15 protein-coding genes and 1 tRNA gene are annotated in these 12,327 nt (G+C 45.3%); 5 read left to right on the top strand and 11 right to left on the bottom strand.

Translation table 11 applies throughout. The annotated features are described in order from the left end of the window. Positions 1–101: 101 nt before the first annotated feature. A complete protein-coding gene (locus tag FPZ45_RS11540; RefSeq protein ID WP_144701390.1) occupies positions 102–521 on the top strand; it encodes a DUF1885 family protein in 420 nt (139 codons plus the stop codon). A 117-nt stretch (positions 522–638) separates the two neighbouring features. On the opposite strand, the gene FPZ45_RS11535 is transcribed toward FPZ45_RS11540, so the two are convergent. The 3 genes from FPZ45_RS11535 to FPZ45_RS11525 form a co-directional block, all read right to left on the bottom strand. After that, complete coding sequence (locus FPZ45_RS11535) at positions 639–935, bottom strand: DUF1292 domain-containing protein (RefSeq protein ID WP_144701388.1); 297 nt, start codon at positions 933–935, stop codon at positions 639–641. A 120-nt stretch (positions 936–1,055) separates the two neighbouring features. Continuing rightward, positions 1,056–1,631, bottom strand: coding sequence for a copper amine oxidase (locus FPZ45_RS11530; RefSeq protein WP_144701386.1), 576 nt, complete (start codon positions 1,629–1,631; stop codon positions 1,056–1,058). Positions 1,632–1,825: 194 nt separating this feature from the next. Then, positions 1,826–2,029 (bottom strand): hypothetical protein, encoded by a 204-nt coding sequence (locus FPZ45_RS11525; RefSeq protein ID WP_144701384.1) that lies wholly within the window; start codon positions 2,027–2,029, stop codon positions 1,826–1,828. A 183-nt stretch (positions 2,030–2,212) separates the two neighbouring features. Here FPZ45_RS11525 and FPZ45_RS11520 point away from each other — a divergent pair, with 183 nt between their 5' ends. Then, entirely contained in the window at positions 2,213–2,962 is a 750-nt protein-coding gene (locus FPZ45_RS11520) for an MBL fold metallo-hydrolase (RefSeq protein ID WP_144701382.1), read from the top strand. Positions 2,963–3,151: 189 nt separating this feature from the next. Here the strand turns inward: FPZ45_RS11520 and FPZ45_RS11515 are convergent, their stop codons facing one another. Continuing rightward, positions 3,152–3,340 (bottom strand): hypothetical protein, encoded by a 189-nt coding sequence (locus FPZ45_RS11515; RefSeq protein ID WP_144701380.1) that lies wholly within the window; start codon positions 3,338–3,340, stop codon positions 3,152–3,154. A gap of 189 nt (positions 3,341–3,529) precedes the next feature. Between FPZ45_RS11515 and FPZ45_RS11510 the strand changes: the two genes are divergently transcribed. Next, positions 3,530–3,605: transfer RNA gene (locus FPZ45_RS11510), tRNA-Val, on the top strand. Positions 3,606–4,596: 991 nt separating this feature from the next. Here the strand turns inward: FPZ45_RS11510 and FPZ45_RS11505 are convergent. The 5 genes from FPZ45_RS11505 to FPZ45_RS11480 all read right to left on the bottom strand — a co-directional run bounded on the left by FPZ45_RS11505 (position 4,597) and on the right by FPZ45_RS11480 (position 8,733). Beyond that, positions 4,597–5,112: an ImmA/IrrE family metallo-endopeptidase gene (locus tag FPZ45_RS11505; RefSeq protein WP_144701378.1), complete on the bottom strand. Its 516-nt coding sequence runs from the start codon at positions 5,110–5,112 to the stop codon at positions 4,597–4,599. Then, on the bottom strand, positions 5,109–5,480 hold the full coding sequence (locus FPZ45_RS11500; RefSeq protein ID WP_144701376.1) for a helix-turn-helix domain-containing protein: 372 nt from the start codon (positions 5,478–5,480) through the stop codon (positions 5,109–5,111). The genes FPZ45_RS11505 and FPZ45_RS11500 overlap by 4 nt, the downstream gene beginning before the upstream one ends. A 316-nt stretch (positions 5,481–5,796) precedes the next feature. Next, positions 5,797–7,146 (bottom strand): group II intron reverse transcriptase/maturase, encoded by a 1,350-nt coding sequence (gene ltrA, locus FPZ45_RS11495; RefSeq protein WP_144701374.1) that lies wholly within the window; start codon positions 7,144–7,146, stop codon positions 5,797–5,799. A gap of 453 nt (positions 7,147–7,599) precedes the next feature. Beyond that, the gene (locus tag FPZ45_RS11485) at positions 7,600–8,469 is read right to left on the bottom strand and encodes an SDH family Clp fold serine proteinase (protein ID WP_144701372.1); all 870 of its coding nucleotides are present in this window, start codon (positions 8,467–8,469) and stop codon (positions 7,600–7,602) included. Between the two features lie 12 nt (positions 8,470–8,481). Next, positions 8,482–8,733: a hypothetical protein gene (locus FPZ45_RS11480; protein WP_144701370.1), complete on the bottom strand. Its 252-nt coding sequence runs from the start codon at positions 8,731–8,733 to the stop codon at positions 8,482–8,484. 509 nt (positions 8,734–9,242) lie between these two features. On the opposite strand from FPZ45_RS11480, the gene FPZ45_RS25700 reads away from it, so the two are divergent. Both FPZ45_RS25700 and FPZ45_RS11470 read left to right on the top strand, forming a co-directional pair. Then, positions 9,243–9,365, top strand: a complete 123-nt coding sequence (locus FPZ45_RS25700; RefSeq protein WP_144701368.1) for a sporulation protein YjcZ — start codon at positions 9,243–9,245, stop codon at positions 9,363–9,365. 712 nt (positions 9,366–10,077) lie between these two features. Next, positions 10,078–10,938, top strand: a complete 861-nt coding sequence (locus FPZ45_RS11470) for an S-layer homology domain-containing protein (protein ID WP_144701366.1) — start codon at positions 10,078–10,080, stop codon at positions 10,936–10,938. 51 nt (positions 10,939–10,989) lie between these two features. On the opposite strand, the gene FPZ45_RS11465 is transcribed toward FPZ45_RS11470, so the two are convergent. Further along, on the bottom strand, positions 10,990–11,691 hold the full coding sequence (locus FPZ45_RS11465) for a uracil-DNA glycosylase (RefSeq protein ID WP_144701364.1): 702 nt from the start codon (positions 11,689–11,691) through the stop codon (positions 10,990–10,992). A gap of 147 nt (positions 11,692–11,838) precedes the next feature. Continuing rightward, entirely contained in the window at positions 11,839–12,324 is a 486-nt protein-coding gene (locus tag FPZ45_RS11460; protein ID WP_144701362.1) for a putative periplasmic lipoprotein, read from the bottom strand. Positions 12,325–12,327 lie beyond the last annotated feature (3 nt).

Raw genomic sequence — 12,327 nt, 5'->3', positions numbered from 1 at the left:
TTCTATCGTTGCGGAGGATCGGTTTTTTGCGGCTTTGCGCCGATTGGAACCCGTTGCCAACAAAAGCGGGAAATGCTATCATGGGCGTGGGGGTGGAATCGATGAGTCAAAGCGCTTACATTTCTCTCGTACAAGGCTCGGCCGTATCCGAGATCGACCTGGATGGCGTCCAAGATCAGCTTCGCCATTACCGGGAGCAAATGTCGTTAACGGGCAAGCAACTCGGTTGGGATTATGCCGAAGCGGCGTTCCCTTACAGCATCGAGCACAAGCCGGAAGCCGGCGGCAAGTGGTTTTATTTGAAAGGCACGGTCCCGCAATATCGCTATATCGTTGTCGGAACGGGGCAACGCGAAGAAGAAGGGGCGAACATTCCTTATATCCATCTCGTATTGCCGGACGATTCGACCCATGGGGACAAATCGAAAGCCAACGAACTCTGCAAATGGATCGGCAAACAGCTGCAAGCGGAAGTAAAGATGTTCAACGGAAGAACGATATATTTTAACCCTCGCAAGTAACCGAATCATTCTATCAAGGCTACATATATGAGCTTTCTTAACGTAAATAGGCTGCTTCCGTCCTCTCCGCGAGGACATGAAGCAGCCTATTTGTTGACATGAAGGCCGGAATTCCGCTTACTCGATCGCGTTCTCTTGCGCAGCCAGCTCTTCATACACCTTCATTACCGTTTCCCACTCTTGGTCGTCTTCGATATTAACGAGAACTTCGTCTTCTCCATCTTCTTCAACACGGAAAATAACGCCGTCGTCCTCTGGGTCGTTACGGTCCAATAATACGGCATATACACGATCGTTGCTTTCGAATGTGTATACAAGCACCATCTCGTGCTCATTGCCGTCTTCATCCGTTACAACAAATACGGCTTCATCGTGGTCGTGGTCGCAATTCTCGTCGTGGATATGATCGCTCATGGCGAACCTCCGTTCAATCGGTTGATTTTTCCTACTCACGTATCGTATCACTTCCGACCACATGGGTCAAACCGAAAACGCCCGAACCGGCCAAACCGATTCGGGCGTTCTAGTGAATGATTATCGGGAAACGATCGTCTTCTCGGACACGACTTGGAAGGAAGATTCGCCTGCGGGTTTCATCAATAGACGCAACGTATACGGACCCGCTTGGTCGAACGTATAAGAAATGTCTTTCATCGTAATCCAGAAATCGGATTTGCCGTCCGGGAAATCGCTGTCTCCCGACTTGCGCTGTTCGATCATCGTTTCTTCCCCGTACGTATCCGCGATCGTTAATTTCAGCGCGCTGATGTCGACCTTCAAAGAATCGACTTGTATAAAGGTGTTAAATTTGATCGACTTGCCCTTCTTCACTTCCGCGAAAATATCGTTTCCCGAGTTCGTCAGCATATGAACGTTAGGCTTGAAAACCGATATTTTCTTGTCGTCGCTAATAACGATAGCCTGAAGCTTATCGGATACGACTTGTGAAGAGATATAGGATTTATTGTCTACGATTACGCCGTCGCTGCCCTCTTCCCATTTCTTATTCACCAGCACCCGCAATTTCTGGGTTACGGAATCCGCATAAGCAACGCTGCCGCACAGTAAAGTGAATGCCGCAACCAATACGATTAATTTGCGCACTTTCATCACTAAGTTCCTCCGTCTTCGCCGTCTCGTTTTCAATAGACTGTACTTGGTTATACCAACAGCCCGACAGAAAGTTGCGCAGAATTGTTAAAAATGAATGAAAACTTTTTAATACACATTCCGCTTCCTTTTGTCGCATTGTGACGAAGCGTGCGCTTGCCCAGGAAATAGGCGAGAGGTTCGGAACCCTAAAATTACCCTTTGCGTCCAGGCAGCGTAAGCACGCACGGCACACCGCGCCCTACCGCTCCCGAAGAACTCATCTGTTCGAGATAGTCCAATCCTCTTTTGCAAGGCGTTTTGCAGACTGCGCAGACGTCGGATGTGACGATTTTCATCTGCGCCCTTCTCTGTTCGACCACCGCGGCCGATTTTTTCTTCTTGTTCACCTTGGACATCGGAATCTTCCTTTCGCCAACCTTGGAGAATAACATCCGTCTCCTCAAGCTATGCGAAATCCGCCCAGATCGTCACCGGCTTTCTGCGGTTATCGTATACCTTCTTACTCGGCGAGACAAATTATGGTACATTGAGTAATGTCATGGTCCTGTATACACGGCCTGAAGTCGGGAGGGAACGATATGAACATTCAAATGTTAGGCACGGGCAGCGCCTTTGCCAAATCTTTCTTCAACAATAATGCTCTGATCACAGTAGAAGGCCGAAAGCTGCTGCTCGATTGCGGGATTACCGCCCCCAGCGCGTTGCATCAACTCGGAGTCAGCTTTAATGACTTGGACGCGGTGTTGATTACGCATATCCATGGCGATCACATGGGTGGTTTGGAAGAGCTCGGGTTCCAAATGAAGTTTGTCTACAGCCGTAAGCCGATCTTATATATTGCCGATACGTTGGTCGAACCCCTCTGGGAGCATTCCTTAAAAGGCGGGATGTGGCAGCAAGAGTTTCAGACGCTGGACGACTATTTCGACGTGCGCCCCCTGACGCCAGGCGTCTCTCGCGAGCTTATGCCCGGTCTTAGCGTCGAGCCGATTCTGACTCCCCACATTCCAAATAAACCGAGCTACTCGATGCTGTTTAACGGCTCCTTCTTCTACTCTGGCGATACCGTCTTCGATGCCGAATTATTGACCTCGTTAGTTCGTTCTCGCGGGGTGAAGGTCATTTTCCATGATTGCCAGCTGCATGGGCCTGGAATCGTTCACGCTTGCTTGTCCGAATTGCTCATGCTGCCGGACGATCTGCAGGAACGAATCTATCTGATGCATTATGGCGACGACCAACCCGATTTCATCGGACGTACCGGGCAAATGGAATTTATCGAACAGCATATCGTTTACGAGCTCGAACGGTTAACAAGAACCGAATAATTCGTTAGAATAGAGGGACAACCGCACAGGAAAGGAAGTTTGCGATTTTGGTCAGCACGTATATTTTCGCCGGCATTATCGCCGTTGTGCTTACATGGCTCGTCCTTTGGACTACCAAAAAGGCCTATTCCCGCAAATGGGATGAAGAGGAATAAAAGCTTAAAAAGAATGCTCCGAATCTGTTGAGATTCAGAGCATTTCTTTGTCTTGCGGATCTTCCCGCCTATGAACCCTTGCCGTTAAGAAAGCTGCCCACGTGAACTGCTCGTCATATCGGGCCGAGTCTCTTCTGACAAAACGCGCAACCGCCGCTAATACGCCACCGATTAGAGTAAATAGACCGATCAACCACACCGCCAGCAATGCCGCGTCTCTCATCGCGCCGCTCCTTCTGTCCGTTTACCCGCTATTACATATGTACGCACGGAGGACGCGAATCATCACCTTTTTATACATTAGCCGACGCCTTCAGTTGGCGTGAATTGTGCAAAAAAATATTATCGAAATCTTGTTGACTTCTCGACTCGTACTTGTTATTATATTACTTGTCGCCGCGAAAAATAACATGATCTGATAGCTCAGCTGGGAGAGCACCATCTTGACAGGGTGGGGGTCACAGGTTCGATCCCTGTTCAGATCACCATACTTAAGCGACCGAGAGCCTTAGAACCATAAGGGCTCTCTTTTTTGTTTTTTTATTCATTTCATTGTTCTACGTTCCTTGGGGGCAATTGGGGGGCAGAACTAATTTTATCTGTTTTTATACACATTCATATAACATGTGATTTCCTACATTCGAGGAATTCGGAATGATCTGCGTTTCGGAAATCACTTCGGGATTTAGTATACTTGGGCCGAGGATTAGTGCGAGGGTAAGCTTTCGCAACTTGATACGGGCGGGGATGTTGTGGATTCCGGAGTTTGTACAGTTTATTATGTAACTACTATGGACTAAGAACGTGGATAAGACTTAAAGTTGGGTTATGAGGTTATGGGAAATAAAAAAAAAGCCTCAGCTTTAGCTGAGACTACTTTCGCCGATGATATTGGAAGTTTAATTAGGAGTCGACCTTCTATGTCCGGGCACCTTAGTTCCATCTTTTTTTGTGTATGGTTTGACTGGAACGATTTTCTTTGTCTGTTTTCCTCTAACGCTTGATTTTGTCTGGGCCATGAAATATCCTCCTTTCAATGAAAATTATGTTTTATGAAATATCCCCCAGCCGTGGGGATACCGAATTAGTGCTTAGTTTTCGTCTTTATTTTCAACTGCGTTTTCTTGCTTTTGCTTTTTCTCTGTGTACTTTTTGTGCTGTTCCTCGGTGACTTCAAAGCAAAATGCCTCGAGTCCTTTTTCATGAGCGAATAGCTTTCTTCCATTTCGAAGCGTGATAAAGGGTGTACAAACTAGCATATTTATCTACTTCCTTCCGAAGGTTTTTGCCAAATAAACCTTGCAGAAGGACAACCAAAAGTGATACATTAAAGGTGTCGAGTCTTTTCTGTATCGGCCGCACTTTGGGTTGTCTAAACCTACAGTCGGCTATGCCGTAGGCCCTCTACAAGGCCTGCGGTATTTTATTTTTCGTAGCCTCATGTCGTATCCCCCTCTCCTCTCGTCAATACATGTAATACTAACAATCTCGTATTTGAATTTCTGCTACTTTTCTTGACACCTTACAATGAGACATGATTTCAAACAGACTCAAATCCTTTATGACATTAGGTGGTGCAAGCAATTCTCCCGCAAATGTATTTGCCTGCCATTCTGGGTTCAGGTATGCCGGTACTTTCCTCAGATCATTTCCACGAGCAAAGGCGACTCTACTGGGCGTATGTAAAAAGTAGTGCCCGATTTCATGAGCAACGGTGAATCTATCCCTTGGCACGCCTTTAACTGCGTTTTCATATACGTCTTCTCTCAACAAAATTGTATGATCTTGAGGGATAGCAAGACCGTAATGCCCACCCATTTCATGAATGGGCATCACATCATAAACAAATTCAGGGTCTACTTGAGGAAGAATGTGTTCTAGAAATTGCATCACAGGAAATTCCTTAACATCCTTCACCCCCAAAGCGTCTCTCATTTCGAGAGCAAGGTTCCGAATTTTGACTCTAGAGAGCGGCTGAGCAACATATGAACTCATTGATGTCCTCCCTTTTTATGGTTCGAGAGAATTTCCCGAATCTTCATCTTATTGTCCTCATCTAAATCCTTTAGCTCTCGTGCAAAGGCCATAATCAAGGTCTTATCGTCATTTCCGTAGCCCTTCATATCGACCTTAGTTGAAATCCGAGACTCCTCAACTGCTCTGAGTAGTTCTCTTTGGTGATCAGTATTGAGAGAATATTCTTTAATTAGTATGCTCGGCCAGCTTTTAGGAATATTACGTTTGCCGTTTTCGACAGCAGATAAGTAAGACGAAGTTACGCCCAGTTTATCTGCCATTTCTTTTAGCAACTCTCCAGTGTCAATTCTTAACTTCCGACAGAATTTCCCGAATAGGGTTAACACGGATCGTTCCTCCCTTCAGAATTTGAAGACTCTAGCTTTTTGCGACCAGATCTTTCCTCCTCTTTTAGTCTACTACAATTCAGTCCGAAAAATCAACAGTATTTTCGTTAATTTTTCGGACTTTTTTTCCGAAAACGATTATGGCCTATATTTTCTAGCTATTGCAATCGGGTAGGAGGCTGCCCATTAATTGAGCAGCCGACCTCCCACACCACCGTACGTACCGTTCGGTATACGGCGGTTCCTAAGTTTACGTCGTGACTTGTCGGTAATAGTCTGAAAAGAATAGGTATCCTTGTTCTTTGAAGGCGTTATTTCAGAGGGACTTGGAAAGTATCGGACTATCGGATATTCTCCAATAGCCTTTTCTTGTGTTGGCGTACTCCCATGCCTGCTGGGCGCGGATTCCAAGTGATTTTAGGTTCGCAAACCTTGTCCTCACTCGCTTCCACTGTTTCCAATAGATCATGCGAATTCGTCTTCTCATCCATTTGTCGGTGGATTGGAGCAGTGTCTTCATATCTGCTATCTTGAAATAGTTTACCAATCCTCTGATGTAGCGTCTGAGTTGTTCTGCTCGGGCTTCGTTTCCATTTCCATTGCTTCTCGATGTATGTTCTTTTATTTTCACTTTCATCTTCGCAACGGAGTTCGGATGTATTCTAACCCTTGCTTCCCCTTTATACCGAAAGAATGAGAAACCAAGAAATTTGACCCTTTTCGCTTCGTCTACGACTGTTTTCTCCCGGTTTACTTTGAGGAATAGCTTCTTCTCGATGTACGGGAGAATGTTCGTTAGCGTCCGCTCGGCGCTTTTCCTGCTTCTGCAGAAAATGAGTAGGTCGTCTGCATAGCGGACAAAACGGTGGCCTCTGCTTTCCAGTTCCTTGTCCAGTTCGTTCAGCATGATGTTGCTCAGTATAGGACTGAGGTTTCCCCCTTGTGGCACGCCGACTTCCGTTTCCTCAAACTTGTGTTTAATAATGACGCCTGCCTTCAGGAACTTGTGGATGAGTGAGATAACTCGACCATCCTTAATCGTTCTCGACAGTACTTCCACTAGCTTACTTTGGTTTACGGTATCGAAATATTTCTCCAAGTCCATGTCGACGACATACTTGTATCCTTCTTGTATGTTGTTTTGACTATTCCGGATGGCGTCATGTGCACTTCGTTTCGGACGAAAACCGAAGCTGTTCTCTGAGAAGTGCTTCTCATAGATTGGCGTTAATACTTGAGCGATGGCTTGTTGAACGACCCGGTCAACGACCGTTGGAATCCCCAGATTTCTTTTCTTTCCGTTCTCTTTTGGTATCTCTACCCTTCGAACGGGATTCGGACGGTATTTCCCGTCCAGGATGGATTGCCTGAGTGTTTCTCCGTTCTCTTTGAGATATTGCAGAAGTTTATCCACCTTCATCCCGTCGATCCCATGAGATCCCTTGTTCGCTTTCACTCTCTTGAATGCTTCATTCAAGTTGTGGTTGCTCGCAATCTGTTCAAGCAATCTTTCCTCCGACTCGTTTGCGTTGGTGCTGTCCGTTTCAGCTATCTTTGCAGGACTGTACACTCCCGCATATTCTTCGTGTTCCGCACTATTCTTCTGCGTGGAGCCTTCTCTTCTGAGAGGTTGGCTGTACTTTGCTCCTGCTTTAGTAACTTTCATTGACCTACACTCCTTAGGTTCAGCCCTTCCCCCGTATTGTCGACTAAACGAGGTAATATGGCATCTGCTGACTTCTCATGATAAATCTTGTTTCAACCGTGATTTGAAGTACATCTCATCACGTCCATGAGACCTCCCACGGTAAGACGATTCATTTTCCTTCCATGTACCCGCACCATTTACATTGACACGTCCGTGTAGTTGATTGGACTTCGTTTTGTTATGCAAACTCATCCCATGCCTTATGCCTGATGATGTTCGTGTTCCTCGGGTCGGAATTTTGCCTCCAGCTTCCTTCAGATTCCACCTCGCGATGGACACCCTTACTCTTGGCTAGTGGTTGGTAACTACAAACCCCCACAGCGGACTTTCACCGACTAGTTAATCGTCATGCGTGGCGCACTAAAAAAGAAAGCAGTTGGGTTTTAACCCCCTGCTTTCTTCGCCGTTGTGTTATGCTGTTTCTTCAGTTTCATCGGCTTGTTCATCAACATCATCTTCGTCGAAACCATAAAGTGATTCTTCTATTGTGTCCTTTGTTTCAATAAATGAGAGATATTCATCGGATTGTTCCATCTCATAATGATATGTCAAGAATAAGTTCCAGATATACTCCCAAAGCTCCTCATCTGCATTTACAACATTTAAATGGAGATCATCCTTTGCCTCGCGAGAATCTATAGCATATCCATGAGAATAGTAAGACTCACTAAGTTTCCCAACAACTGAATCAATTATTGATTTATCTCTTCCTTGAAGCATGCCATTCTTCAACAATATTTCTGCATATTGTTTAGACATTTTGACGGCTCTTTCATACTTCCCTATCATAAAAGGGTTTAACTTGTCTAATATAGGCATGAGAACGTAAGAAGTTCTGTTTGGCATTTTCGAATCGCTAAATCTTTTCTCCAAAAAATCAATACAATCTCGAATTGATTGTGTAGCACCAAAGGTTTCGCTTGCCTTATCTTTTATTTGCGGATCAATTGGACCAAGTTCTGACGGAGGACCCATTACTACTTCATCAGTTCCGATTGCTAATAATGTTGCAGCGCTTTTTGCCATAAACGGGACAATGACCGACAACTTTCCAGAGCAGTGCTCTCGGCACATCCTAACTATTTTATAAGCAGCATCAGGATCTCCACCTCCACTGCTAAGAAAAATATCAAGATTTTTAACTACACCCTTTTTCCTGAGTGCGTTATAAATCATGGGGACATGTGCATACTTTAAGCTTGTATCGTGCACGTATATTAAAACTGTTGAGTCTCTTCGTTTTTCGATTTCATTTATCAACTTTGAGCGGTGTTCCAACAAACCAAAATCCCCCTAATCAAGAAACTTTTTTGATTGAACCTTATCATCCGAGTTTCTTTCATAAGCTGACTTTTCTTTAGGAGTAAAACTCGTACGAGGTAGTGCATTTCTACTACTTGATAAAGCCTCTTTGTATGCAGTCGATGCTTTTCTAGTATTTACCAATGCATTAGAAGCCCCCCGAAACGATTCAAGAAGTTTTGACATTTCGTTCATCCTTTCGGTTGCATAATCGCGCTTTGACTCTTTGGACTTTCTTTCCATAATAAACCACCTCGTATTATTTGGAAAGCCATTTGTAATATGTATTAACCAAAAAACTCTAGAAATTACTTTCGAAAACAAATATTACTCATCACTTCAGTCAACATTCTCGAAAATAGGAATTTATGACCTTCTAAGAACTTATATTTGCCGTATTGGCAAATTAGAAAAAATCCGAGAGCCGATGTAAACATTCCAGTCGAACGTGCGGCAGTAGCGATACCGACTGCAGCCTCGCCACTAGCTATTCCAAGGCATGCAAGAGCTCTTATTGTGCCGGTAACGCCTTTGACGATTTTCATTCCGGGAATTGTAAGAGTCCCAGTTGCGAAGAAGCGAGTTGCTCGACTGTCTGGGAACTCTTGAGAAATCAAGGATTCTTTTTTTGTTTGTACTATGACAATCGCGGATTAACAACAATCTGTGCTAACGCACTTACCGTATACATATCCCAACATAAAATAACCCTGTAACACCGAATCACAAACACGAAACGGGTGGTGAAAAAAATGGGCTATGTTGGAGGAGTAGGTGGAAGTTGTGGTGGTTACGGCGGCGGAATGCAAGCGGCTGCGTTTGTGCTTGTGCTCTTCATTCTGTTGGTCATCATCTTGCGAGCCGGTTTCTTCTAAGAAGTATATCCCTACTTCAATTTCTTCCTGTATGATGTGATGGCGAATATGGATAAACCCCGCTAACTTGCCTAGCGGGGTTTTTGATTAAAGGCGGTGAATAAATGGGCTTTTCAATTGCCGGATTAATCGTTCTTGTTATTTTTATCCTCATGGTCTTTATACTTATTGGCGCAGCTATTTCCGGGTCAATTCGTAAACGTATCCTTCGCCATTAGAAAAGTGATCATATCTCCAGGAGTAAAGCCTATTTTGAGGCCCAACTTCATTGGGCAAGCTTCATGATTTTATCCATGCGAATAGGTTGGTATCATCAAAACTAAGGAGGAATCAACCTTTGGCAATGGACCCCCAATATGGGATGTATCACCACCACCATCATGAACCTCACTACGTCATTCACGTCCATCACATTCATCATTTTCCGCACCATCATTCGTCTGGTATGTATGGAAGCGGCTGGCAGGGACAAAGAATAGATGGGATGATCTATAATCAAGATGTGCAAAGTTATAACGGCAACAAATTTGAAAATTCGACTCGTAATAGATGACCGATTAAGGAGAAGAAACTTCCCGAACCCCCGTTAAGCGAACGTGCTTAGCGGGGATTTTCATTTCGATTGTTTTTTTCCGCTTGCGCAACCTTTTGCAATCCGTTCGCGTCTAGTTGGAGGAAACAGAGAAAGAATAAACTGGAATCGGAGGAATCCATGATGAACTACGCACTAAAAAGACCACTTCTATTGCTTCTGATGATCGCCGTCGCCTGCCTGAGTCTTGGCGGTTCCGCTTTCGCCCATAACGGGCAGAACAGCGACTCCAAGTCCAACAAACCTATCAATGTCGCAACAGCCGTATCTATGATCGTAAAGGGACTCGAATTAAACATCGACGGTATCCGTTTTTTCAAAGAGCCTAAAGCCAGCGACTATTTTAAGAAAGTAAAAGATGACGCCCCGTATGCGAAAGATTTCATTATCGCCCAATATAACGGCTTGGACGTTCCCAAAGACATTAATCCCGCGGCAACGGTTACGCGCGAACAATTCGCCAAATGGCTATACGGCGCGCTTAGCCACAAAGGCTCCTATTCATGGATCCAGATTTACCAAAATGTCTCCGACGCCGATCAGATCTCGAAAGGTTACATGGACAGTATCCAAAAGCTGCTGATCGCGAAGATCGTTACGTTGGACAGCAAACAAAAATTCCACCCGAAAAACAACGTAACGAAGCCGGAAGCCGCTATCATGATCGCGAAAACCGTCAAATTCCTGCAAAACAACAAACCCGCAGAACCGGAAAACTCGCTCGTCGGAGATGTCAGCTTCACGGTCGACAAAGAGACGGACAACGTGTCCAAGGTCACCCTCTCGGCTACCGTTCCGCATTCCGGATACGGCTTCGAGATTTCCGGCATTCGCTTCGAGAAAGACGAAGCCATTATCCAGTACCGAATCGTCCTGCCCGATCCGGACGGAATGTACCTACAAGTGCTCAAGAACGTGTCGGTATCGACCTACATCGCTTCTAACTACAAAGTCGTGCTAGAGGAAGCCGCGTCGCGATAAGCTTATATGATGACAAAGGAAGGATCGGGCAGCCCGATCCTTCCTTTGTCATTAAACATCCTTTTCGATATCCGGAATACGCCAGTCGATCTCTTCCATCCCGTTGCTTCTAAGAAAAACGTTGCACTGGGAAAACGGCTTGCTCCCCCAGAATCCTCCATATGCGGATAGCGGACTCGGATGCACGGAATTCAATACGAAATGTCTCGATTGATCGATCCGGCGGCCTTTATCCTGCGCATGCTTACCCCATAACACGAAAGCAATCGGTTGCTGCCTCTCATTCAGTAAGCTGATCACTGAGTCCGTGAAAGTCTCCCATCCTAGCTTCCGATGCGAGTTCGGCATTCCTTCCCTAACAGTGAGCACGCTGTTCAGGAGCAACACGCCTTGTCTCGCCCAATGCTCCAAGAAGCCATGTGCAGGAACCGGGCAACCGATATCCTCCTGAAGCTCCTTGTATATATTTTTCAGCGATGGCGGCAATTTCACTCCGTGCAATACCGAGAAGCTCAAGCCATGCGCCTGCCCCGATCCGTGATACGGATCTTGGCCAAGAATGACGACTTTGACCTTCTCATAAGGCGTAAGCTCAAGTGCACTGTAGATCGCCTCCCTGGGCGGATATACAGCGTTCTTGCGATACTGGTCATCTACTCGTTCCATCAGCTCTTTATAGTAAGGCTTCTCTCGCTCTTCCCGCAGCAGCAGCCCCCAATCATTTTTTAGTTCAGCAATTGCGCTCGTATACATATATCCATCCCCGATTTCTTGGTTTCTAATCGCCTCACTATATATAACTGATATTATAACAATAAGAAATAAACGAACCCAACTATATGCAACAAAAAAACCTCCTTCGGGTATCTGAATTCGTCAGACGTTCCGAAGAAGGCTGGTTTATTTGATTCTAAATGTCCCTTCCCCAATACGAGTATTGTCCTTAAAGATCGCAATCTCATACTCTCCCGGCTCTAGCTCATCGACACTTGGCGTTTGAAATTCGTGCATCAGCGATGTCCAGTCGGGATCGACATCCGTGTCCCAGCTGTCAAGCAATTCATGATTTGAAACCTTATATAAATGTAGTCCAAGCGACCTTGTACCGAACTTTTCCGATGTTTCAAAAGCAAGCGTGATATTCTCGTCGCTTTTAAAGGTACTCCGTTCGTTTTCTACCAAACTTTCAGGGGTATCGGACCAATCGCCGAATATAATTTCCGCAACAACGTTTCCTTCCTCCGCATCTACACTTACATCCGCACTTACATCCGCACTTACATCCGCACTTACATCTGCACTTGCATCTACCCTTACACCTGCCCCTGCCCCGCAACCGGTCAATAGCAAGCATACCGTCAAAGAAATAAACAACCACTTTTTCATTTA

It is taken from the genome of Cohnella terricola (assembly GCF_007786475.1).
GTDB classification, from domain to species: domain Bacteria; phylum Bacillota; class Bacilli; order Paenibacillales; family Paenibacillaceae; genus Cohnella; species Cohnella terricola.
The sequence above is the reverse complement of the archived record's forward strand: the minus strand, read 5'-3'. Positions and strand labels throughout refer to the sequence as shown.

Coding starts and splice junctions, on each gene's coding strand:
- FPZ45_RS11540 (WP_144701390.1), top strand. CDS start 102: ATGAGTCAAAGCGCTTACATTTCTCTCGTACAAGGCTCGGCCGTATCC.
- FPZ45_RS11535 (WP_144701388.1), bottom strand. CDS start 935: ATGAGCGATCATATCCACGACGAGAATTGCGACCACGACCACGATGAA.
- FPZ45_RS11530 (WP_144701386.1), bottom strand. CDS start 1,631: ATGAAAGTGCGCAAATTAATCGTATTGGTTGCGGCATTCACTTTACTG.
- FPZ45_RS11525 (WP_144701384.1), bottom strand. CDS start 2,029: ATGTCCAAGGTGAACAAGAAGAAAAAATCGGCCGCGGTGGTCGAACAG.
- FPZ45_RS11520 (WP_144701382.1), top strand. CDS start 2,213: ATGAACATTCAAATGTTAGGCACGGGCAGCGCCTTTGCCAAATCTTTC.
- FPZ45_RS11515 (WP_144701380.1), bottom strand. CDS start 3,340: ATGAGAGACGCGGCATTGCTGGCGGTGTGGTTGATCGGTCTATTTACT.
- FPZ45_RS11505 (WP_144701378.1), bottom strand. CDS start 5,112: ATGAGTTCATATGTTGCTCAGCCGCTCTCTAGAGTCAAAATTCGGAAC.
- ltrA (WP_144701374.1), bottom strand. CDS start 7,146: ATGAAAGTTACTAAAGCAGGAGCAAAGTACAGCCAACCTCTCAGAAGA.
- FPZ45_RS11480 (WP_144701370.1), bottom strand. CDS start 8,733: ATGGAAAGAAAGTCCAAAGAGTCAAAGCGCGATTATGCAACCGAAAGG.
- FPZ45_RS25700 (WP_144701368.1), top strand. CDS start 9,243: ATGGGCTATGTTGGAGGAGTAGGTGGAAGTTGTGGTGGTTACGGCGGC.
- FPZ45_RS11470 (WP_144701366.1), top strand. CDS start 10,078: ATGATGAACTACGCACTAAAAAGACCACTTCTATTGCTTCTGATGATC.
- FPZ45_RS11465 (WP_144701364.1), bottom strand. CDS start 11,691: ATGTATACGAGCGCAATTGCTGAACTAAAAAATGATTGGGGGCTGCTG.
- FPZ45_RS11460 (WP_144701362.1), bottom strand. CDS start 12,324: ATGAAAAAGTGGTTGTTTATTTCTTTGACGGTATGCTTGCTATTGACC.